This window comes from Pseudomonas sp. ABC1 (assembly GCF_013395055.1).
Classification (GTDB): Bacteria; Pseudomonadota; Gammaproteobacteria; order Pseudomonadales; family Pseudomonadaceae; genus Stutzerimonas.
The window spans coordinates 2,933,404-2,953,069 of the sequence record NZ_CP058349.1 but is presented as its reverse complement, the minus strand read 5'-3'; the positions used below and the strand labels follow the sequence as shown (position 1 = coordinate 2,953,069).

The following is a 19,666-nucleotide window of genomic DNA, read 5'->3' as shown; positions in this document are numbered from 1 at the left end:
GTTTTGCAAGAGCCTCACACGATATAAAAACCAAGAGCCGCCCATGGCAACCCTTCGAACTGCGTCAGAGACGATCGGAAAAACAATCATCCAGGACCGCGAGAAACAAAAAAGCCCCGTCGCATGACGGGGCTTTTCAAGCACAGTCGCAATCAGGCTGCGACGACGCTCACATAGCGACGGCCGAAAGCGCCTTTGACTTCGAACTTGACCACGCCTTCCACTTTCGCGAACAGGGTGTGATCCTTGCCGATGCCAACGCCAACGCCGGGGTGGAACTGAGTGCCACGTTGACGGACGATGATGTTGCCGGCCTTGATGACCTGACCACCGAACAGTTTCACGCCAAGGCGTTTACTTTCGGAATCGCGACCGTTGCGGGTAGAACCGCCAGCTTTTTTGTGTGCCATGAGTTCAATACTCCTGTTGGGGGATTCAGGCCTGGATCAGCCCTGAATACCGGTGATTTTGACCTCAGTGAACCACTGGCGGTGGCCCTGACGCTTCATGTGGTGCTTGCGGCGACGGAACTTGATGATGGTCACTTTGTCATGGCGGCCCTGGGCAACCACTTCAGCGGTAACCTTGGCACCGTCGACGACAGGCGCGCCGATCTTCAGATCTTCGCCGTTGCCGATCAGCAGAACGCGATCGAAGGTGATCGCTTCGCCGGTAGCGGCTTCGAGTTTTTCGATTTTCAGGTATTCGCCTTCGGCAACTTTATATTGCTTGCCGCCGGTTACGATGACTGCGTACATCTGTGTATCTCCGTTGATCCTGCTCACCCAGCGCTTTGTAAGAATGGTTGGTGGCTGGCATGGCTGCGTGGTGCCGGGAGAGGCGCCAGTGCAATTGCGTAAGGCAGGGAAATGCCCAGTAAAAGTTCAGGGTCCGCGATTGTACGCGTGGCATCGGCAAGCTTCAAGCTGAAAACAGCGTACCGCAACGGTGTCCCGTCGCCTTGATGACATGGGTCTCACATCGCCGCCGAGCACCGGTGCTTGCCTTGACAGCCTACCCCCCCATCCCTAGCATGCCGCGCAACCCCCGAGGAGCACCCGATGCAGCCCCAGTCCTTCTATACAGTAGTGGCGGACGATTTTACCGCTGTCGACGGTATCATCCGCAGCCAACTGACCTCCCGTGTTCCACTGGTGGAAAAGATCGGCGACTACATCTCCTCGGCCGGTGGAAAACGCCTGCGTCCGCTGCTGGTACTGCTCACAGGCAAAGCCCTGGGCTACCAGGACGAGCAACTGCGCCTGCTGGCAGCCACCATCGAATTCCTGCACACCTCGACCCTGCTGCACGACGACGTGGTGGACATGTCCGGCATGCGCCGTGGCCGCTCCACCGCCAACGCACTCTGGGGCAACGCGCCCAGCGTACTGGTCGGCGACTTCCTCTATGCCCGCTCCTTCGAAATGATGGTCCGGCTCGGCTCGATGCAGGTCATGCGTATCATCTCCCACGCGACCTGTGTGATCGCCGAAGGCGAAGTCCTGCAACTGTCGAAGGTACGCGACGCCAGCACCACCGAAGAAATCTACATGGAAGTGGTCCGCGCCAAGACGGCGATGCTGTTCGAAGCCTCCACCCACAGCGCCGCGGCCCTGGCCGGCGCCACCGAGGTGCAGTGCACCGCGCTGCGCACCTTCGGTGATCACCTGGGCATCGCCTTCCAACTGGTCGACGACCTGCTCGACTACCGGGGCGACAGCGAAACGCTGGGCAAGAATGTCGGTGACGACCTGGCCGAAGGTAAACCGACCCTGCCTCTGATCTACGCCATGCGCGAAGGCAGCGCCGAACAGGCCGCACTGGTTCGCCGCGCCATCCAGAAGGGTGGCCTGGATGACCTGGAGCAGATTCGCGAAGCCGTCGAGTCCTCAGGTGCGCTGGACTACACCGCCAACCTGGCCCGTCAGTATGCCGAGCGGGCGATCGAGTGCCTGCAAGAACTTCCCGCATCCCCCTACCGGGATGCCCTGGAAGAATTGAGCCGTTTTGCCGTGGCCCGCACTCACTGAGGAGTCGCCCGGCGAACAGGCATGACAGTCGTCGGGCGTTTCATATTCTTCACAATTCATGACTTGATTTTTCGCTAACAGTAATTATTCTCATTAGGGATTTTTTACTGGAGGACACGTCATGACTTACTTGATCGACGCCTGGCTGGATCGCCCGCAACCCTATCTGCGCATCCTGGATCGCAACACCGGCAATATCTGCGTCTCGCTCGAGGGTGATGCCCTGGAAGAGCTGCGCGAGCAGGGCGAACTCGACATGCACGAGCTGGGCACCAGCGAACCCTGCGTACTCAAAGAGCAGATCCGCAACCTTTTTCTCTTCAGCTACGCCCGGGCCTTGCGCCCTTGAGCATCTCCATGCTGACGAACCGCCACCATCCCGGCAACGCCAGGATGGTGCACGAAGTTCACTGAAGGTATTCAGAGAACGTCCAGCAACTCCACGTCGAACACCAGCACGCTGTGCGCAGGAATGCTACCGACGTTCTGGGCACCATAGGCCAGCTCGCTCGGCACATGCAGACGCCATTTGCTGCCGGCATTCATCAGTTGCAGTGCCTCTGTCCAACCCGCAATCACACCCGACACCGGAAACTCGGCCGGCTGGCCACGCTGGTAGGAGCTGTCGAAGACCGTGCCGTTGATCAGCGTACCGTGGTAATGGGTGCGGACACTGTCATCACGGGATGGCTTGGCGCCCTCCCCGCTGCTCAGCACTTCGTATTGCAGACCGGAAGCCAGCACGGTAACGCCTTCGCGCTTGGCATTCTCTTCCAGGTAGGCACGCCCCTCGGCAGCGGCGGCTTCTGCTTCGGCCTGGGCCTTGGCCTGCATCCGCTCGCGGATCACGGCGAAACTGGCATTGAGGTCCTGCGCGCTGACGCGGCTTTCCAATGCGGCGAACGCATCGCGGATGCCGACGACCACTGCTTCGAGATCGACGCCCGGCGGCGGATTGTCACGCAACTGGTCGCCCAGTTGACGGCCTATCCCATAACTTACGCGGGACTCATCGGTGGAAAGATCAAGGTCGCTCATACCCGGCTCCAGTCATTTCAAAGGGCGGGCAGACTAGCACAACGACCCCGGCACGCCATATGGCGTCTACCGGGGACAGTCGACGGATCAGTGCTTGGACAGCTTGTCCAGATAGCCCATGGCGAACGCCGAGAGGACGAAGGTCAGGTGCAGGATCACGTACCAGAGCAGCTTCTCGTTATCGATCTGCTGGGCATCCATGAACACCCGCAGCAGATGGATCGACGAGATCGCCACGATGGAGGCCGCGACTTTCATTTTCAGCGAGCCGGAGTCCATCTTGCCAAGCCAGTCGAGCTTTTCCTTGCTCTCGTCGATATCCAACTGGGAAACGAAGTTCTCATAGCCGGAGATCATCACCATCACCAGCAGGCCGCCGACCAGCGCCATGTCGATCAACGACAGCAACCGGAGGATCAGATCGGCTTCGCTCAGCGTCAATATCGCCGGAAGGATATGGACGACTTCCTGGAAGAACTTGATGGCCAGCGCCAGCAATGCGAAGGCCAGGCCGAAGTAGATAGGGGCCAGCAGCCAGCGCGAGGCATACATGGCATTCTCGATGAAACGCTCCATGGTTCACTCATGTCGTAGGGAAACGGGCGGGCGAGTATACGCCGCGCCGAGCCCTGCACAAGCGCTGCATGGGTGACATTGTCAGCGGATTTTTCGCAGGCCCATTCGCCGGGTCAATGGCTCTCCCAGCCCCGCAACAGACGGGCCTGGTCGGCATTCACCTTGCGCAGCTCGGAGCGCATGTGCAACTGCCAGGTCAACGGGCCGTCGACCTCGTCATAACCCTGCTCACGCAAGCTACCCCTGATCGCATCCAGCACCGAACGTGCCACGCTTTCTCCACGGAACGGCCCCTGGACACGGAGTTCGGATGGCTGCGCGCCCAACATTCCCGCGACGCACAGCAACACCCACAAGCCCTGTCCGCTGCCGAGCGGGAAGACTTCGCACTCGATCCTGGCATCCGTGCCCAGGCAGCGCCGGGTCAGGCAAAAAGAGTGATGCATGGGCGGGTCCTCCAGGCACGAAGGAATCATCGAAACCTATCCAGCAGACCCGCCCGCGCGGGCTATCGTTCCCAGCGCCTCACGTGTCCGTGTCGCTCGCCGACGGAGTGCTTTCTTCCCGTGCGTCCTCCTTGACCTCCTCTGCCATGCCGATCTGCGCGATGTCGCGCAAGCGTGCGACGACCCGCGCATTCACACTGCCCTCCGGGAACGCCCCCGACGCATCGGCACCGCCAACGGCCTCTCCGGCCAGCAGCGAAAGCGCCTCGTCGACCTGGCGCACGGCATAGACATGGAAACGCTCCTGGCGCACCGCTTCGAGTACCCGCTCGTCGAGCATCAGGGTCGCGACGTTGGCAGAGGGAATGATCACTCCCTGTTCGCCACTCAGGCCGCGCGCCTCGCAAAGACGGAAGAAGCCCTCGATCTTCTCGTTGACCCCACCGACCGCCTGCACCTCGCCGAACTGGTTGATCGAACCGGTAATGGCGAAGCATTGCTTGAGCGGTGTGCGCGACAGCGCCGAGATCAGCGCACAGCACTCGCCCAGCGAGGCGCTGTCGCCGTCCACGTAGCCGTAAGATTGCTCCAGCGCGATGCTGGCGGAGATTTCCAGCGGGAATTCCTGCGCGTAACGACCGCCCAGGTAGCCGGTGAGGATCATCACCCCCTTGGAGTGGATCGGCTGCCCCAGGTTGACCTCACGCTCGATGTCGACGATGCCGGAGCCGCCCGGATAGACGGAAGCGGAAATACGCGCCGGCATACCGAAGGCAGAATCACCGACCTCCAGCACCGTCAGCCCGTTGCACTTGCCGATGGCCGCGCCTTCGCTGTCGATCAGGATCACGCCCGCCAGGATGTCATCGAGAATCCGCGCCGAGACGCGCCCGGTCCGGGTCGCCTTGGCCCTGAGCGCCCGCTCGATATGCCCGACGTCGGTCACCGTGTCCTGGGCCAACTGGCGCATGAAGTCCGCCTCGCTGACCAGTTGGAAGATATCGCCGATGCAGGCGGACAAACGCCCCTGGTGCTCGGCCAGGCGTGCGCTGTAGGTCGCCAGGCGCGCCACGGCGGCGGCGGTCAAGGGCGCCATGCCTTCCTCATGGGTACGCGTCTTCAGCAACTGGGCGAACTGCTCCAGGCTGTCTTCGGCCAGCGGAATGTCCTCGTCGAAATCCACCAGCACACGGAACATCTCCTGGAAGTCGGGATCCAGGTCCTGCAGCGTGTAGTAGAGCTGCCGCGAACCGATGATCACCACCTTGACCTGCAGCGGGATGAACTCCGGCGTCAGGGTGACCGTGGCCAAGCGGCCGATCTCGGCCAGAGGTGACTCCATTTTCAGCTTGCGCGACTGCAAAGCTCGCTTGAGGGCTTCCCAGACGAACGGCTCGCTCAGCAGCTTCTCCGCCTCCAGCAGCAGGAAACCGCCATTGGCCCGATGCAGCGCGCCCGGGCGCAACTGCCGGTAGCTGGTATAGAGCGCGCCCTGGTCGGTGCCGTATTCGATACGACCGAACAGATTGTCGTAGGTCGGATGCGGCTCGAACACCACCGGCGCACCGCCGTCGAGTGGATGGCCGACCATCAGGCTCGGGCTGTACTGGTCTTCCAGCAGTTGCCGGCCCTGGGCTTCAGAGCGGTTCTCGTCCACCAGTTGCTCGACCACCGTTTTCAGCAGGTTGACCTGCACCGCCTGCAAGTAGGCCTGCACGCCGGCGTTCTCCGCGTACTTCTCGGACAATGGCGCGAGCAGCGGCTCCAGCGCCTGGCTGATGGTTTCATCGTTCAACTGGCGCACCTGGTTGACCGACTCACGCTTCCACTGCGGCAGGCTGGCCAGTTCCTCGTTGAGGCGAACCTCCAGCGCCGCGATATCGGCGTGGTAACGCTCGCGCTCGGCATCCGGCAATTGCGCGAAGTCGGCCTCGTCCATCGACTTGCCATCCTTCATCGGCGTGAAGGCGATATTGCTGCTGTCGCGGTACAGGGCGATCTCTTTTTCCAGCGCCAGCTTCTCGATCACATCCAGCGCCTTGTCGTAGCGCTGATTGAAGACACGGTCGATGGCGCTCTTCTTCTGCTGATAGCTCGGGTGCTCGAACACGGCGGGAAAGGTCGACAGCAGGTTGCCGATCAATTGCCCCATATCCTCGATCAGCGCACTCGCGCTGCCTTGCGGCAGCTCCAGCGCCCGTGGCTCGCGCTGCTCGTCGAAATTGTTGACGTAGACCCAGTCGGACGGTGTCTCCAGGCGCTTGGCCTCGGCCCTCAGGTAGCGGCGCGTGAAGGAGAAACGCCCAGTGCCGGACTCGCCCATGACGAACACGTTGTACCCCGGACGCGGCATCGCCACGCCGAACTGCAAGGCTTCGACGGCACGCTCCTGCCCGAGCACGCCGAAGAAGGGCTCCAGCTCATCGGTGGTGACAAAGGCGAATTGATCGGACTGAAAGGGACGGGTCAGCGCATCGGGCGCCAGACGCAGGCTTGCGGCGAGGGGATCAGACATCGGGAATCCTTGAGTGGATGGCCATGCATGCACATGACCAAGAGGCCGTAAGACCATGAACGATGCGCCATTCTGGCGCTGCCACTGCCAGGCCGCAAGGCTGCGCAGACGCCTTCCGACACATCGAAAGACCTTACAAGTTGTGACACTTATTTCGGCCAGCCCCCTCCCGGACTTGATTCAGGTCAAGCTCGCCACCCCGGATTTAGAGCCTGCTAGGGACAGATCAGCCAGCACCGTGATGAGGTCATAATGAACAGAACCACACCCTTGCTGTTAGGCAGCCTGCTCTTGATGGCAGGCACCTCCAGCGCAGACGAGTTGCGCGACCGCGCCAACGCCATATTCAAGCCGATCCCGGCGAAGATCACCGAAGTACGCGGCAAGCAGGTCAGCGAAGACCAGGCCATTCTCGGCCACAAGCTGTGGTTCGACCCGCGCCTGTCGCGCAGCCATATCATCAGTTGCAACACCTGCCACAACCTCAGCCTTGGCGGCGGCGACAACGTCACCACGTCCATCGGCCACGGCTGGCAGAAAGGCCCACGCAACTCGCCGACCGTCCTCAACGCGGTGCTCAATGCCGCACAGTTCTGGGACGGCCGCGCCAAGGACCTGCAAGAGCAGGCCAAGGGCCCGGTGCAGGCAAGCGTGGAAATGAACAACACGCCCGACCGGGTGGTGGCCACGCTCAAGAGCATTCCCGAGTACGTAGGGGACTTCCAGAAAGCCTTCCCAAAAGACAAGGACCCGGTCAGCTTCGACAACATGGCCTACGCACTGGAAGCCTTCGAAGTCAGCCTGACCACACCGAACTCGCCCTTCGACCGCTACCTCAAGGGTGAGGACAAGGCCCTGGACGCCCAGCAGAAACAAGGCCTGGCGTTGTTCATGGACGCCGGCTGCATCGCCTGCCACAACGGCGTCAACCTGGGCGGCCAGGGTTACTTCCCGTTCGGCGTGATCAAGAAACCGGGCGCCGACATCCTGCCCGAAGGCGACAAGGGCCGCTTCGCGGTCACCAACACGGCCAACGACGAGTACGTGTTCCGTGCCGCGCCATTGCGCAACGTCGCCCTGACACCGCCCTACTTCCATAGCGGCGAGGTCTGGGACCTGGAGCAGGCCGTTGCCATCATGGGCGACAGCCAGCTGGGACGCACGCTGAAGCCGAACGAGGTCGCCTCCATCACGGCCTTCCTGCACAGCCTGACCGGCGAACAGCCGCAAGTGGCCTACCCGGTCCTGCCCGCCAGCACGGCTACCACACCGAAGCCGGAATAACCCGGCAGAGAAAGGAAAACGCCCCGGAATCGGGGCGTTTTCGTCTCTGTCTTCGCGGCTGAGCGATCAGTCGGATTTGTTCTGCGACCTGAGCAGGTCACGGATTTCCGTCAACAGCACTTCTTCGGCTGAAGGCGCTGCCGGCTCGGAAGGCGCGGCGGCCTCTTCGCGCTTGAGGTGATTGATCGCCTTGATCGCCAGGAAGATGGCAAAGGCCACGATGGCGAAGTCCACCACCGTCTGGATGAACGCACCATAGCTGAGCAGTACGGCAGGGGTATCACCCGCCGCTTCCTTCAACACGATCGCCAGGTCCGAGAAGTCCACGCCACCGATCAGCAGCCCCAGCGGCGGCATGATCACGCCATCGACGAACGCCGAGACGATCTTGCCGAACGCGGCGCCGATGATGATACCGACCGCCATGTCGATCACATTGCCGCGTACGGCAAATGTCTTGAACTCGCTGATAAAACTCATAGATGAAATTCCTGTTCGGTTGGGAAGGTCCGCCGTCTTGGCTGCCCGCAGCGCGGCGCCCCAAGCATAAGGGGCAGGGCGGCGCCGAAGCCAGAGCCGTCCAGCCAGAAAGGAAACATTCCCAATCGCAGGGCACGTTGACCATCGTCAAGGTCGCCCTTGCTCGCCACGGCTAGTGTTGCTCTCAACCCCACTCATCCGGAGCACCGCTCATGCACGTTGAACACCACCCGTTGACCAAGGACTTCCCCGAGCGCCGCGAACTGCTGAGCGAGCTGCGCCAGAGCGATGCGCACTTCGCCCAACAGGCCCAGCAATACGAAGAGCTGGACAAGCGCATCTGCCGCATCGAGGACGGCATCGAACTGCTCGACGACGGCGCCCTGCAAGCGCTGAAGAACGAGCGCGTCGCCCTCAAGGACGACATCGCCCGTCAGCTCAAGCGTGCGTCCGGCTCCTGCTGCGGCAAGTGCGGCGGCTGAGAACGCCGACACGCCCAAGCACGAGCGCGCCGCTTTGGCCAAGCGCCGCCATGGCCGTTATCATGCCGCCTCCTCCACCGACGAGGCGTCACCATGGCCAAGGCCAAGCGCATGTACGGCTGCACCGAGTGCGGCTCCACCTTCCCCAAATGGGCCGGGCAATGCGCCGATTGCGGCGCCTGGAACACCCTGGTGGAAACCGTCATAGACGGTGCCGCACCCTCCTCCGGACGTAGCAGCTGGACTGGCGACAAGGCCAATATCAAGACCCTGGCCGAAGTCAGCGTCGAGGAAATCCCCCGTTTCTCCACCGCCTCCGGCGAGCTCGACCGCGTGCTCGGCGGCGGCCTGGTGGACGGCTCGGTGGTACTGATCGGCGGCGACCCCGGCATCGGCAAGTCGACCATCCTGCTGCAGACGCTGTGCAATATCGCCCAGCGCTTCCCGGCGCTCTACGTCACCGGCGAGGAATCCCAGCAGCAGGTGGCGATGCGCGCCCGGCGCCTGGACCTGCCGCAGGACAAGCTCAAGGTGATGACCGAAACCTGCATCGAGTCGATCATCGCCACCGCCCGCCAGGAAAAACCCAAGGTGATGGTGATCGACTCGATCCAGACCATCTTCACCGAACAACTCCAGTCGGCCCCCGGCGGCGTCGCCCAGGTGCGCGAGAGCGCGGCGCTGCTGGTGCGCTTCGCCAAGCAGAGCGGTACAGCGATCTTCCTGGTCGGCCACGTCACCAAGGAAGGCGCCCTGGCCGGGCCACGGGTGCTGGAGCACATGGTCGACACCGTGCTGTATTTCGAGGGCGAGTCGGACGGCCGCCTGCGCCTGCTGCGGGCGGTGAAGAACCGCTTCGGCGCGGTCAACGAGCTGGGCGTGTTCGGCATGACCGACAAGGGCCTCAAGGAGGTCACCAACCCCTCGGCGATCTTCCTCACCCGCGCCCAGGAAGCGGTACCCGGCAGCGTGGTGATGGCCACCTGGGAAGGCACCCGGCCGATGCTGGTGGAAGTGCAGGCACTGGTGGACACCAGCCACCTGGCCAACCCGCGTCGCGTCACCCTGGGCCTGGATCAGAACCGCCTGGCCATGCTGCTGGCCGTGCTGCACCGCCATGGCGGCATTCCGACCTATGATCAGGACGTGTTCCTCAACGTGGTTGGCGGGGTCAAGGTGCTGGAAACCGCTGCCGACCTGGCGCTGATGGCGGCAGTCATCTCCAGCCTGCGCAACCGCCCGCTGGACAACGACCTGCTGGTGTTCGGCGAAGTCGGCCTGTCCGGCGAGATCCGCCCGGTGCCCAGCGGCCAGGAACGCCTCAAGGAAGCCGCCAAGCACGGCTTCAAGCGCGCCATCATCCCCAAGGGCAACGCTCCCAAGGAAGCTCCGGCGGGTTTGCGCATCATCCCGGTGACACGCCTGGAACAGGCGCTGGATGCGCTGTTCGAATAACGGCCAATGCACCGACCAGCGTGAATGACAGGCATGAAAAACCCGGCGCGAAGGCCGGGTTTTTCATTTCAGCTCAGGCTACGCTCAGTTGCCGTAGACCGGCAGTTTGGCGCAGATGGCGGAGACCTTGCCACGAACTTCGTCGATCACGGCATCGTTGCTCAGGTCGGCGAGGATGTCGCAGATCCAGCCGGCCAGCTCGCGGCACTCGGCTTCCTTGAAGCCACGGGTGGTCACGGCCGGTGTACCGATGCGCAGGCCCGAAGTGACGAACGGCGATTTCGGGTCGTTCGGTACCGCGTTCTTGTTGACGGTGATGTGGGCGCGACCCAGGGCGGCGTCCGCATCCTTGCCGGTGATGTCCTGCTTGATCAGGCTGAGCAGGAACAGGTGGTTCTGCGTACCACCGGAAACCACGTCGAAACCGCGCTCGATGAACACCTGGGCCATGGCCTGGGCGTTCTTCACCACCTGCTGCTGGTAAGTCTTGAACTCAGGCTGCAGGGCTTCCTTGAAGCACACCGCCTTGGCAGCGATGACGTGCTCCAGCGGGCCACCCTGGCCACCCGGGAAGACGGCGGAGTTGAGCTTCTTCTCGATCTCGGCGTTGGCGCGTGCCAGGATCAGGCCGCCACGCGGACCGCGCAGGGTCTTGTGGGTGGTGGTGGTGACCACGTCGGCGAACGGCACCGGGTTCGGGTAGACGCCTGCGGCGACCAGCCCTGCAACGTGGGCCATATCGACGAACAGGTAGGCACCGACCTTGTCGGCGATCTCGCGGAAACGGGCGAAATCCAGTACCTGGGAATAGGCGGAGAAGCCGGCGACGATCATCTTCGGCTTGTGCTCGACGGCCAGGCGCTCGACTTCGTCGTAGTCGATCAGGCCGGCATCGGTGATGCCGTACTGCACGGCGTTGTACAGCTTGCCGGAGGACGACACGGATGCACCGTGGGTCAGGTGACCACCGTGGGCCAGGCTCATGCCGAGGATGGTGTCACCGGCATTGAGCAGCGCCAGGTAGACGGCGCTGTTGGCTTGCGAGCCGGCGTGCGGCTGGACGTTGGCATAGTCGGCGCCGAACAGTTGCTTGGCGCGGTCGATGGCCAGTTGCTCGACGATGTCGACGTACTCGCAACCACCGTAGTAGCGCTTGCCCGGATAGCCTTCGGCGTACTTGTTGGTCAGCACGCTGCCCTGGGCTTCCATTACCGCGGGGCTGGCATAGTTCTCCGAGGCGATCAGTTCAATGTGGTCTTCCTGACGCTTGGCTTCCTGCTGCATGGCAGCGAAAAGTTCGGCGTCGTAGCGAGCGAGGGTCAAATCACGGCTGAACATGGTGGTCCCCTAGGAAATCAGCGGCATTGGAAAATAAGCTGCGGATTCTACCTGATTCACCCTGATGCGGATATTGAACGGTGATCATGGACAAGTAGAAGCGACTTCACGCTGGAGACGCCTCCCCTTTCAGCCCAGCAGCGCCTGGAAGCATTCGGCCGACATCGGCCGCGCGAGGAAGAAGCCCTGCACCTCATTGCAGCCGTGGCAACGCAGGAAATCCAGCTGTGCCTGGCTTTCCACGCCTTCGGCGATCACCGACATGTTCAGGCTGTGGGCCATGGCGATGATGGCGCGGGCGATCTGTGCATCCTGCTCGCCCTCGGGCAAGCCGTCGACGAAACTGCCGTCGATCTTCAGCACGTCGATGGGAAACTGCTTGAGGTAGTTGAGCGATGAATAGCCGGTGCCGAAGTCATCCACGGCAATCGAAAGGCCAAGCTGCTTGAGTTCGGTCAAGGAGCGCATGGCCTGCGCGACATCCTGCATCAGGATGCTTTCGGTCAGTTCCAGCTCCAGGCTCAAGGAATCCGAACCGGTTTCGGCGAGGATGGTGGCGATACGCTGCCCGAGCTGGCCCGATGCGAACTGGCGGGCGGAAAGGTTGACCGCCACCTTGGGCACTTGCAGCCCCATCTCGCGCCAACTGCCGATCTGCCGGCAGGCCTCGGCGAGCACCCAGTCGCCCACGTCCACCACCAGCCCCAGTTCTTCCAGAGCCGGGATGAACTCCGCCGGCGGCACCAGACCACGGCGAGGATGGTTCCAGCGCAGCAGGGCCTCGGCACCGGTCAGTCGCTGGCCATCGCTGGTGAACTGTGGCTGGTAGTGCAGCACGAACTGACGCTGCTCCAGGGCATGGCGCAGGTCGCTTTCCAGCTCCAGCCGCTCCAGGGCGCTGGCGTTCATTTCAGCCTGGTAGAACTGGAAGTTGTTCTTGCCCCGCTCCTTGGCGTGATACATCGCCGTATCGGCGTTCTTCATCAACTGACTGGACTCGGCGCCGTCCTGCGGACTCAACGCAATACCGATACTGGCCGTAACGAAGAACTCACGCTCGGACAGCACGAAAGGCTCGGTCATCGAGGACAGAATATCCTCGGCCACCCGGATCGCCCGCCGCAACGCATCGTCACGTTGACTGCAGGGCCGCAGCAGAAAGGTGAACTCATCCCCGCCCATGCGCGCCACCGTGTCATCGTCGTCGACACAGGCCGCCAGCCGGACCGCCACATCCTTGAGCATGCTGTCGCCGGCGGCATGCCCCAGGGAGTCGTTGATGGGTTTGAAACGGTCGAGGTCGAGGAACATCAGCACCACCCAGTCCCCGCGGCGCCCAGCCTGCTGCAGGCTGTTGTAGAGACGGTCCTGGAACAGGGTACGGTTGGGCAGTTGGGTCAGGGCGTCGTAGTAGGCCAGCCGGTGAATACGCTGCTCACTGGCCTTGCGCTCGCTCATGTCATTGAAGAAACACACATAGCTGACCAGCTCCTGCGCTTCGCCCCGCACAGCGGTGATACCCACCCAGCACGGATAGGCCTCGCCGTTCTTGCGCTTGAGCCAGAACTCGCCCTCCCAACTGCCGCGCTCACGGATCTGCATGAGCACATAGTGCATCTGGTTGGCTTGCTGACTGTCGGCACTGAGGAAGGTCGGCAACTGGCCGACGACTTCCTCATCGCGATAACCGGTGATGCGGTTGAAGGCATCGTTGACCTGCACGATGGAACCGCCCGGGTCCGTCACCAGGATCGCCGCGGTGGAATGCTCGAACACCGTCGCAGCCATGCGCAGGGCCTTTTCGGCGCTGCGTTGCTGGCTGATGTCGCGCAACACCCAGACGAAGCCTGAAGGCTGCTGCTCGTCATCGATGCGCAGCGCCCGCCGCGTCACCGAGTAGAAGCGCACATCGCCCCCCTGCAAAGTGCGCAGCGGCTCCAGGGCCAGGTCGCGGCTGCGCTGGCCGACATCCAGCGCACGCGGGTCCAGCCCCGGCAGCAGCTCCTGCAACAGGTAGAGACCCGCATCGGCGTTGTCCAGACCGAACATTTCCTGGGCAGGCGGATTGAGGTAGCGCAGGCGCCCGTCGAGGCCGCTGATCAACACCAATTCCTCGATGGCCCCCAGGGCACTGGCAGCGAACCCCAGCGTCCGACGATGCCAGATCGCCCGCCTGGGCGCGGGCAGCCAGGCAATCACCGCCAACCCGCAGTCACGCATGCGCATGACCCAGGAGCGGGCGTTTGTCGGCTGGGAAGAGATATTGTTATCGGCCACGCGACGGGTCCCTGAACAATGGCGTCGAAATGCTCAGCAGGGGCAGCGGGGCTTCGTCATGGCCCGAGAATCCGCACATATCCCTGTGCCGCCTCGAGTCCGCTGCCCACGTGCACCGGTCACAAACACACACCTTGCTGCATATGAACCGGTCCGCCCTACAGCACGGCAGACCATCGAATGGTGCCTAGCATGCCTTGAGCGAAGGCAGAGTGCCAGTATCCAGTCGTCAAAATACCTGACATCGCCTGCTGAAACCGCGAATGTGAAACCTGTTGTTCCACCGGAATCAGCCGTGCGTGCCGGCTCCGTCAGGGTTTGTGCGGGCGCGTCAGGTATTCGTGGGACTGCATTTCCAACAGGCGGCTGAGGGTGCGCTGGAATTCGAATTCCAGTCGGCCACCGGCATACAGGTCCTTGAGTTCGACTTCGGCGGACAGGATCAGCTTGACCTGGCGGTCGTAGAATTCGTCGACCATGTTGATGAAGCGGCGCGCCATGTCGTCCTTGGCCACCCCCATCTGTTCGACATTGGACACCAGCACCGCTTCGTAGACCTTGCCCAGCTCGATGTAGTCGTTCTGGCTGCGCGGCCCGTCGCACAAAGCGCGGAAATCGAACCAAGCCACATCGTTGGCGACCTTGCGCGCAAGGATTTCGCGCTTCTCGACGATCAACGCTTCGTTCTCGCGGATCGCGCAGTTTTCCGTCAGCAGGCTGCGGAAGCTCTTCTCCAGGCTGGCATCGGCCTCCGGGCCGAGCGGGCTGTAGTACAGTTCGGCCTGCTCCAGCGCACGCAGGCGATAGTCGATGCCGCTGTCGACGTTGACGATCTCGGTGTGCACCTTGAGCAACTCGATGGCCGGCAGGAAGCGCGCCCGTTGCAGGCCATCCTTGTAGAGGCCGTCAGGCACGATGTTGGAGGTCGCCACCAGGCTGACACCGTTCTTGAACAGCTCTTCCAGCAGGGTCGCCAGGATCATCGCGTCGGTGATGTCGGACACGAAGAACTCATCGAAGCAGATCACCCGCGCCTCGTCGGCAAAGCGCTTGCCGATGATGGTCAGCGGGTTCTTCACATCGGTGAGGGTCTTCATTTCCTCGTGCACCCGCTTCATGAAGCGGTGGAAGTGCGTGCGCATCTTCTGCTCGAACGGCAGCGCATCGAAGAAGGTATCGACCAGGTAGGTCTTGCCACGCCCCACGCCACCCCAGAAGTACAGGCCTTTGACCGGTCCCTGGCGCTTGCTCGAGAACAGCTTGCCGAACAAACCCTTGCCGCCACGGTCATCGGCCAGCAGGTCGTCGTACAGACGCTGCAGGTGCCGCACTGCGTTTTCCTGCGCGGCGTCATGGAAGAATTCGGGACGTTTCAGGTCAGCCTGATAGCGCTCAAGGGGTGTCATGCCGGGGCCTGGACTGGAAAAAGGGGCCGATACTTTATCCGCACCTACGATGCTTAGCAATTCCGCGCTTCCAGCCCCTGGCAATTCACTCAAGTCGTTCATGCATACCCCCTGAAGCTCGTCCAATCCGCTCCGCCGGCTATTCGGCAAGCCCGTCGATCGCATCGCGCAGGCTCTGTATCGCGGCCTCCAGCGCAACCGAGTCAGCCTGTTGCGGGCTCTCGGCAAGCACCTCGCCGTCCAGCCACAAGGCGAAGACACCCGCCTCGCCAGCACGCACATCCAGGGATGCACCGCCCAGCTCGATCAGACGCTGGCCGAGTGCGCCAATCGTCTTCGGATCGCTGAACGGCCGCGACAGCAGCAACTCCTCGCCGGCGGCGGAGAAGAAACGGAAACGGAAGCCACCATCGGCCTCGCGGAAACTGGCGAAGCGTGCACGCTTGCCGCTCTTCTTCGGTGCCGCTTTTTTCTCGCTCGCGGCTTCGCTGCGGAAGCTGCGCAAGCCGACCGCCTCGCGCAACTCACCGAGGAAGGGTGTGGCGATACGACGCGCCTTGGCCGCGCCAGCCAGCAGGATGTCCTCCAGATCGGCCGGACGGGCAATCAGTGCCTGGTAGTGCTCGCGCTTCTCGGCCAGCTCCTCGTCGAGCAACTGGAACAGGCGCTGCTTGGCATCGCCCCAGCCCAGTCCGTCGACCAGTTCGGCACGGAACGCCGCACTGCGCTCCGGCGTGGCGAACGCCTGGTACAGCTCGAACAGGTGGGCACTGTCGGGGTCCTTCGGCTCGCCGGGCAGGCGGGAGTCGGTGACGATACGCGCCACCTCGTCCTTGAGCTGCTTCGCCGTGCCGAACAGGGCGATGGTGTTGTCGTAGCTCTTGGACATCTTGCGCCCGTCCAGCCCGGGCAGGGTCGAGACACTTTCCTCGATCAGAGCCTCGGGCAAGGCGAACAGCGTCTTGCCATTGCCGAACAGGTGGTTGAAACGCTGGGCGATGTCCCGCGCCATTTCCACGTGCTGGATCTGGTCGCGCCCCACCGGGATCTTGTGGGCGTTGAACATGAGGATGTCCGCCGCCATCAGCACCGGGTAACTGAACAGCCCCATGCTGATACCCGCGTCCGGGTCTTCGCCGGCTTCGACATTCTTGTCCACCGACGCCTTGTAGGCGTGGGCACGGTTGAGCAGGCCCTTGCCGGCGACACAGGTCAGCAGCCAGGTCAGTTCGGGAATCTCGGGGATGTCCGACTGGCGGTAGAAGGTCACGCGCTCGGGATCGAGGCCGCTGGCCAGCCAGGTCGCGGCGATCTCCAGGCGCGAACGCTGGATGCGCTGCGGGTCGTCACACTTGATCAGTGCGTGGTAATCGGCCAGGAAGTAGAAGGAATCGGCATTGACATCACGACTGGCGCGCACCGCCGGGCGAATGGCGCCCGCATAGTTGCCAAGGTGGGGAGTACCGGTGGTGGTGATGCCGGTGAGGATTCGCGTGGTCATGGGAGTTCTGTCCGGGGAAGCAAAGAAAGGGCAAACCGGTTACCGGGGCGGCACTGGCGGCTCCGGCGCAAACCGTGTTCAGGCCAGTCGCGGTGCGACCAGTTCCTTGAGCTCGACCAGCTTGCCGTGAAAAAAGTGGCCGCATTCTGCCACTTTCAACAAATCATGGGGGCGCGACAGGCCGGCAGAGAAGGCATAGACACTTTCCGGCTCGACCACTTCGTCCTGCGCCGGCTGGATGATCGACAGCTGGCTGCCATCATGCAGCGCCACGCCCTCCAGGCGTGCGGCAGCCGGCGCGACCAGCAGCAGTCGCTCGATCTCACCGCCCCGGGCCTGCTCGCGGCCGGACAGCGCGCCGGCAACAAAGCCTCCGAAGGAGAAGCCGAGCAACACCACCGGCAGATCGGGCGCCTGTGCACGCAGCCAGCCCAGCGCTGCCTCGGCGTCATCCACCTCGCCGAAACGCATGTCATGCTCGCCGGTACTGGCACCGACGCCACGGTAATTGAAGCGCAGGGTGCTGTAGCCCGCGTCACGGGCCGTGCGCTGCAAGGTCGAGACGACCTTGTTGAGCATGGTGCCACCCTTGACCGGATTGGGGTGGCAGATCAGCGCCAGGCCGCGCGCGGCCGGCTCCTCGTAATAAAGGCCTTCCAGCACACCGCTGGGGCCGTCGATCGAAATGGGGGTTTCTCGCTTGAGCAACTTGGAACTCCGTGACCTTGGGGCCGGTCGACTCGTCTTGAACTCGGATTGCCGTCTCGGCACATGAACTGGAACGGACGGGCAGCCTGCAACACAGGCCTTCGTCGCGGTATACAGAGCAGGAACGAGACGTTAACGTAACAGGCCACCGAAAGACCACTGCCGGCCTGTCAACACAGCCGTTTTATATAAGAGGAAGGACTCGTGGAACAGACTCTCGCGACCTGGTTGCTCCCCATCATCGGCCTGATCGTCGGCATCGCCATCGGCTACCTGCTGGCCCGCTACGCGGCCCCCAGCGGCGCCCAGCGCAAAGTCGACGACCTGCAGGAACGCTTCGATACCTACCAGAGCGAAGTGGTCACGCACTTCAACACCACCGCAAGCCTGCTGCGCAAGCTGACCAATACCCAGCAGGACATCCAGAACCACCTGTCCGAAGGCGCCGACCGCCTGGCCCTCGACGAACAGACCCGCCAGCGCCTGCTGACCGCGCTGCACAGCAGCGAAAGCCATGCACCCCGCGAGCGCCTGAGCGCCACGACCACCGAGCCACCAAAGGACTATGCGCCCAAAAGCGCCGATGCGACCGGCACCCTGCACGAGAACTTCGGCCTGAAAAGCCGTCCGTAAACACCCCAGGAGCGGCTGATGCCGCTCTGCCACCGTTCAGGTGCGCCACGCGCACCTGAACGGCTACAGCCCCTACGATCTAGTCACGCAGACGCATGGACAGATCGATGGCCTGCACATGCTTGGTCAGTGCGCCGATGGAGATATAGTCCACACCGGTTTCGGCCACACGGCGCAGTGTCTCGTCGCTGACCCCGCCGGAAGCCTCCAGCTTCGCCCGCCCCGCCGTCAGCGCGACAGCGGTGCGCATGTCCTCCAGACTCAACTCGTCGAGCATGACGATATCCGCCCCGGCCTTCAGCGCCTGCTCCAGTTCATCCAGGCTTTCCACCTCGACCTCCACCGGCTTGCCCGGCGCGATGCGATGCGCCGCCTCGATTGCCGCTGCGATTCCGCCGCAGGCCGCGATATGGTTTTCCTTGATCAGAAAGGCGTCATACAGCCCGATGCGATGGTTATGGCAACCGCCGCAGGTCACAGCGTATTTCTGCGCCAGGCGCAGGCCCGGGATGGTCTTGCGTGTATCCAGCAACCTGACGCCCGTTCCCTCCACCTGGTCGGCGTAATGCCGGCAACGTGTCGCCACGCCCGACAGCATCTGCAGGAAATTCAGCGCGCTACGCTCCCCTGTCAGCAGGGCACGGGCCGGCCCTTCGAGGTGGAACAGCGCCTTGTCCGCCGCCACCCGCTCACCGTCCGCCACCAGCCAGTGCACGGCAACGCGCCCATCGAGCTGGCGAAAGACCGCATCGACCCAGCGCGTACCGCTGATCACCGCAGGCTCGCGGGTAATCACTGTCGCATGCGCCAGGCGATTGGCCGGAATGAGCTGGGCAGTGATATCGCCCTGGCCAACGTCCTCTGCCAGGGCTCGGCGGACATTCGCCTCGATTTCACTGGAGAGGTCGGCAAGGATAAGGTTCGGCATGGCGGGCTCCACGACAGTTCGCACCGATGATTGGCGCGAGTATACGGCACACGCCTCTCCCGGGCGCCCCGCACGCGGGCAGACCTTGGGAGGGGCAGGCCGGATTCGGCGCATAAAAAAACCCGAAGCATTTTCATGCTTCGGGTTTTATGTAGTGGTGGGTCGTGTAGGGGTCGAACCTACGACCAATTGGTTAAAAGCCAACTGCTCTACCACTGAGCTAACGACCCAAAATGGTCGGGGTAGGGGGATTCGAACTCCCGACATCCTGCTCCCAAAGCAGGCGCGCTACCGGACTGCGCTATACCCCGACAAGGAAGTTGGCTCCGCGACCTGGACTCGAACCAGGGACCCAATGATTAACAGTCATTTGCTCTACCGACTGAGCTATCGCGGAACTTCGGTCTTCCATCTCTTCGTGACGCTTTGCAAAGCGCCCTTCAGAGGCGCGCCATTTTACGTTTCCTCGCTCCCCTGTCAAGCCCAAAAACACGATTTATGACAGGGACTTGCGATTTCCGTGAACAGGCCCACGACAAAAGCCGAAAAGAGCGCCAGCGGCTGGACAC

At 62.8% G+C, this 19,666-nt stretch carries 18 protein-coding genes, 3 tRNA genes and 1 pseudogene; 6 read left to right on the top strand and 16 right to left on the bottom strand.

The window, feature by feature from the left end:
• Positions 1-152: 152 nt before the first annotated feature.
• Positions 153-410 carry a 50S ribosomal protein L27 gene (gene rpmA / locus HW090_RS12960; protein WP_179113915.1) on the bottom strand — a complete coding sequence of 86 codons (258 nt, stop codon included), beginning with the start codon at positions 408-410 and terminating at the stop codon, positions 153-155.
• Positions 411-446: 36 nt separating this feature from the next.
• Positions 447-758, bottom strand: a complete 312-nt coding sequence (gene rplU, locus HW090_RS12955) for a 50S ribosomal protein L21 (RefSeq protein ID WP_179114912.1) — start codon at positions 756-758, stop codon at positions 447-449.
• Positions 759-1,061: 303 nt separating this feature from the next.
• On the opposite strand from rplU, the gene HW090_RS12950 reads away from it, so the two are divergent.
• Complete coding sequence (locus HW090_RS12950; RefSeq protein ID WP_179113914.1) at positions 1,062-2,030, top strand: polyprenyl synthetase family protein; 969 nt, start codon at positions 1,062-1,064, stop codon at positions 2,028-2,030.
• Positions 2,031-2,151: 121 nt separating this feature from the next.
• Entirely contained in the window at positions 2,152-2,379 is a 228-nt protein-coding gene (locus HW090_RS12945; protein ID WP_179113913.1) for a hypothetical protein, read from the top strand.
• Between the two features lie 71 nt (positions 2,380-2,450).
• Here the strand turns inward: HW090_RS12945 and HW090_RS12940 are convergent, their stop codons facing one another.
• The 4 genes from HW090_RS12940 to HW090_RS12925 all read right to left on the bottom strand — a co-directional run bounded on the left by HW090_RS12940 (position 2,451) and on the right by HW090_RS12925 (position 6,605).
• A complete protein-coding gene (locus HW090_RS12940; RefSeq protein WP_179113912.1) occupies positions 2,451-3,068 on the bottom strand; it encodes an FKBP-type peptidyl-prolyl cis-trans isomerase in 618 nt (205 codons plus the stop codon).
• Positions 3,069-3,155: 87 nt separating this feature from the next.
• Positions 3,156-3,644 carry a TIGR00645 family protein gene (locus tag HW090_RS12935; RefSeq protein WP_179113911.1) on the bottom strand — a complete coding sequence of 163 codons (489 nt, stop codon included), beginning with the start codon at positions 3,642-3,644 and terminating at the stop codon, positions 3,156-3,158.
• Between the two features lie 113 nt (positions 3,645-3,757).
• A complete protein-coding gene (locus HW090_RS12930) occupies positions 3,758-4,090 on the bottom strand; it encodes a hypothetical protein (RefSeq protein ID WP_179113910.1) in 333 nt (110 codons plus the stop codon).
• A 79-nt stretch (positions 4,091-4,169) separates the two neighbouring features.
• Positions 4,170-6,605, bottom strand: a complete 2,436-nt coding sequence (locus HW090_RS12925) for a Lon protease family protein (protein WP_179113909.1) — start codon at positions 6,603-6,605, stop codon at positions 4,170-4,172.
• Positions 6,606-6,857: 252 nt separating this feature from the next.
• Here HW090_RS12925 and HW090_RS12920 point away from each other — a divergent pair, with 252 nt between their 5' ends.
• Positions 6,858-7,889 carry a cytochrome-c peroxidase gene (locus HW090_RS12920; protein WP_179113908.1) on the top strand — a complete coding sequence of 344 codons (1,032 nt, stop codon included), beginning with the start codon at positions 6,858-6,860 and terminating at the stop codon, positions 7,887-7,889.
• Between the two features lie 66 nt (positions 7,890-7,955).
• On the opposite strand, the gene mscL is transcribed toward HW090_RS12920, so the two are convergent.
• Positions 7,956-8,369: a large-conductance mechanosensitive channel protein MscL gene (gene mscL, locus HW090_RS12915; protein WP_179113907.1), complete on the bottom strand. Its 414-nt coding sequence runs from the start codon at positions 8,367-8,369 to the stop codon at positions 7,956-7,958.
• A gap of 212 nt (positions 8,370-8,581) precedes the next feature.
• Between mscL and HW090_RS12910 the strand changes: the two genes are divergently transcribed.
• Positions 8,582-8,851 carry a YdcH family protein gene (locus HW090_RS12910; protein WP_179113906.1) on the top strand — a complete coding sequence of 90 codons (270 nt, stop codon included), beginning with the start codon at positions 8,582-8,584 and terminating at the stop codon, positions 8,849-8,851.
• A 93-nt stretch (positions 8,852-8,944) separates the two neighbouring features.
• Positions 8,945-10,306 carry a DNA repair protein RadA gene (gene radA, locus HW090_RS12905; RefSeq protein WP_179113905.1) on the top strand — a complete coding sequence of 454 codons (1,362 nt, stop codon included), beginning with the start codon at positions 8,945-8,947 and terminating at the stop codon, positions 10,304-10,306.
• 84 nt (positions 10,307-10,390) lie between these two features.
• Here radA and glyA read toward each other — a convergent pair whose 3' ends face one another.
• From glyA to HW090_RS12880, 5 genes and pseudogenes are all read right to left on the bottom strand, one after another.
• Positions 10,391-11,644, bottom strand: a complete 1,254-nt coding sequence (glyA, locus tag HW090_RS12900; RefSeq protein WP_179113904.1) for a serine hydroxymethyltransferase — start codon at positions 11,642-11,644, stop codon at positions 10,391-10,393.
• A 129-nt stretch (positions 11,645-11,773) separates the two neighbouring features.
• Positions 11,774-13,765: pseudogene (locus HW090_RS12895) on the bottom strand (putative bifunctional diguanylate cyclase/phosphodiesterase); the annotation flags it as partial.
• Positions 13,766-14,232: 467 nt separating this feature from the next.
• Complete coding sequence (zapE, locus tag HW090_RS12890; RefSeq protein ID WP_179113903.1) at positions 14,233-15,327, bottom strand: cell division protein ZapE; 1,095 nt, start codon at positions 15,325-15,327, stop codon at positions 14,233-14,235.
• A gap of 139 nt (positions 15,328-15,466) precedes the next feature.
• A complete protein-coding gene (locus HW090_RS12885) occupies positions 15,467-16,828 on the bottom strand; it encodes a tryptophan--tRNA ligase (RefSeq protein ID WP_179113902.1) in 1,362 nt (453 codons plus the stop codon).
• 78 nt (positions 16,829-16,906) lie between these two features.
• Complete coding sequence (locus tag HW090_RS12880; protein WP_179113901.1) at positions 16,907-17,536, bottom strand: alpha/beta hydrolase; 630 nt, start codon at positions 17,534-17,536, stop codon at positions 16,907-16,909.
• Between the two features lie 204 nt (positions 17,537-17,740).
• Between HW090_RS12880 and HW090_RS12875 the strand changes: the two genes are divergently transcribed.
• The gene (locus tag HW090_RS12875; RefSeq protein WP_179113900.1) at positions 17,741-18,169 is read left to right on the top strand and encodes a YhcB family protein; all 429 of its coding nucleotides are present in this window, start codon (positions 17,741-17,743) and stop codon (positions 18,167-18,169) included.
• A gap of 79 nt (positions 18,170-18,248) precedes the next feature.
• Here the strand turns inward: HW090_RS12875 and nadC are convergent, their stop codons facing one another.
• The 4 genes from nadC to HW090_RS12855 all read right to left on the bottom strand — a co-directional run bounded on the left by nadC (position 18,249) and on the right by HW090_RS12855 (position 19,494).
• A complete protein-coding gene (nadC, locus tag HW090_RS12870; RefSeq protein ID WP_179113899.1) occupies positions 18,249-19,097 on the bottom strand; it encodes a carboxylating nicotinate-nucleotide diphosphorylase in 849 nt (282 codons plus the stop codon).
• Positions 19,098-19,252: 155 nt separating this feature from the next.
• Positions 19,253-19,327 (bottom strand) — tRNA-Lys (locus HW090_RS12865).
• 4 nt (positions 19,328-19,331) lie between these two features.
• A tRNA-Pro gene (locus HW090_RS12860) sits at positions 19,332-19,408 on the bottom strand.
• Positions 19,409-19,418: 10 nt separating this feature from the next.
• Positions 19,419-19,494 (bottom strand) — tRNA-Asn (locus HW090_RS12855).
• Between the last annotated feature and the right edge of the window lie 172 nt (positions 19,495-19,666).

What these genes read in the sequence shown, in the direction of transcription:
- rpmA (WP_179113915.1), bottom strand. Translation starts at nt 410, where the DNA reads ATGGCACACAAAAAAGCTGGCGGTTCTACCCGCAACGGTCGCGATTCC.
- rplU (WP_179114912.1), bottom strand. Translation starts at nt 758, where the DNA reads ATGTACGCAGTCATCGTAACCGGCGGCAAGCAATATAAAGTTGCCGAA.
- HW090_RS12950 (WP_179113914.1), top strand. Translation starts at nt 1,062, where the DNA reads ATGCAGCCCCAGTCCTTCTATACAGTAGTGGCGGACGATTTTACCGCT.
- HW090_RS12945 (WP_179113913.1), top strand. Translation starts at nt 2,152, where the DNA reads ATGACTTACTTGATCGACGCCTGGCTGGATCGCCCGCAACCCTATCTG.
- HW090_RS12940 (WP_179113912.1), bottom strand. Translation starts at nt 3,068, where the DNA reads ATGAGCGACCTTGATCTTTCCACCGATGAGTCCCGCGTAAGTTATGGG.
- HW090_RS12935 (WP_179113911.1), bottom strand. Translation starts at nt 3,644, where the DNA reads ATGGAGCGTTTCATCGAGAATGCCATGTATGCCTCGCGCTGGCTGCTG.
- HW090_RS12930 (WP_179113910.1), bottom strand. Translation starts at nt 4,090, where the DNA reads ATGCATCACTCTTTTTGCCTGACCCGGCGCTGCCTGGGCACGGATGCC.
- HW090_RS12925 (WP_179113909.1), bottom strand. Translation starts at nt 6,605, where the DNA reads ATGTCTGATCCCCTCGCCGCAAGCCTGCGTCTGGCGCCCGATGCGCTG.
- HW090_RS12920 (WP_179113908.1), top strand. Translation starts at nt 6,858, where the DNA reads ATGAACAGAACCACACCCTTGCTGTTAGGCAGCCTGCTCTTGATGGCA.
- mscL (WP_179113907.1), bottom strand. Translation starts at nt 8,369, where the DNA reads ATGAGTTTTATCAGCGAGTTCAAGACATTTGCCGTACGCGGCAATGTG.
- HW090_RS12910 (WP_179113906.1), top strand. Translation starts at nt 8,582, where the DNA reads ATGCACGTTGAACACCACCCGTTGACCAAGGACTTCCCCGAGCGCCGC.
- radA (WP_179113905.1), top strand. Translation starts at nt 8,945, where the DNA reads ATGGCCAAGGCCAAGCGCATGTACGGCTGCACCGAGTGCGGCTCCACC.
- glyA (WP_179113904.1), bottom strand. Translation starts at nt 11,644, where the DNA reads ATGTTCAGCCGTGATTTGACCCTCGCTCGCTACGACGCCGAACTTTTC.
- zapE (WP_179113903.1), bottom strand. Translation starts at nt 15,327, where the DNA reads ATGACACCCCTTGAGCGCTATCAGGCTGACCTGAAACGTCCCGAATTC.
- HW090_RS12885 (WP_179113902.1), bottom strand. Translation starts at nt 16,828, where the DNA reads ATGACCACGCGAATCCTCACCGGCATCACCACCACCGGTACTCCCCAC.
- nadC (WP_179113899.1), bottom strand. Translation starts at nt 19,097, where the DNA reads ATGCCGAACCTTATCCTTGCCGACCTCTCCAGTGAAATCGAGGCGAAT.